Origin of the sequence: Rhodoplanes sp. SY1, assembly GCF_046000175.1 — a bacterium.
Lineage (GTDB): Bacteria > Pseudomonadota > Alphaproteobacteria > Rhizobiales > Xanthobacteraceae > Rhodoplanes.
The window spans coordinates 1-692 of sequence record NZ_JBEOMB010000362.1 but is presented as its reverse complement, the minus strand read 5'-3'; the positions used below and the strand labels follow the sequence as shown (position 1 = coordinate 692).

The window sequence follows — 692 nt, the reverse complement described above, 5'->3', positions numbered from 1 at the left end:
TCGTGCTGCCGCAGTTCTCGTCGGTTCTGCGCGACTTCAACGCCAAGCCGGACCCGGTCATCGAGTCGTTCATGGCGCTGTCCGATCTCATCCGCGGCAACGGTGCCGAGATCGCCTCCCTTCTCGTCGCGCTGTCGACGGCAGGCTGGCTGCTGTGGCGAAGGCCCGGGTTTCGTGAATGGCTCTTCACTGCGGTCGCACGGCTGCCGATCATGTCGTCGATCTTCGAGTTTCATAGCGCCGCTCTGTTCTGCCGCAACCTCGGCGTGCTGCTGGCCAGCGGCGTCACGTTGACCGCGACCTTGCGTATCCTGATCGACATCATGGCCGAGACCGGGAACGCCACGATCTGGACCCAGATGGCGGACCGGGTCCGCCACGGCGGAAAGCTCTCGGAAGCTCTGGCGGCATCCGCGGTGCTCCCGGCCATGGCGGTCCGTATGCTGCGCCTGGGCGAGGAGACGGGCCAGCTCCCGGTGCTCGCCGGCCGTGTCGCCGAATTCTACGAGGCCAAGCTGCAACGACAGCTCGACCGCATCGTCGGGATCATCGGGCCGGCGGCGATCGTCACGATCAGCATCGTCGTGGGGGGACTGATCGTCTCCGTGATGACGGCGCTGCTGTCGGTCACACAGGTGGTCGGTTGAAGGAGCATCTCATGACGACGTCCCAATTGACGAGAGCGCCGCGGC

At 65.8% G+C, this 692-nt stretch carries 1 protein-coding gene; it reads left to right on the top strand.

The features are described from left to right. Positions 1 to 647 (top strand): type II secretion system F family protein (locus ABTU92_RS29675; protein WP_408095130.1); only part of this gene is annotated, 647 nt, incomplete at its 5' end. Positions 648 to 692 lie beyond the last annotated feature (45 nt).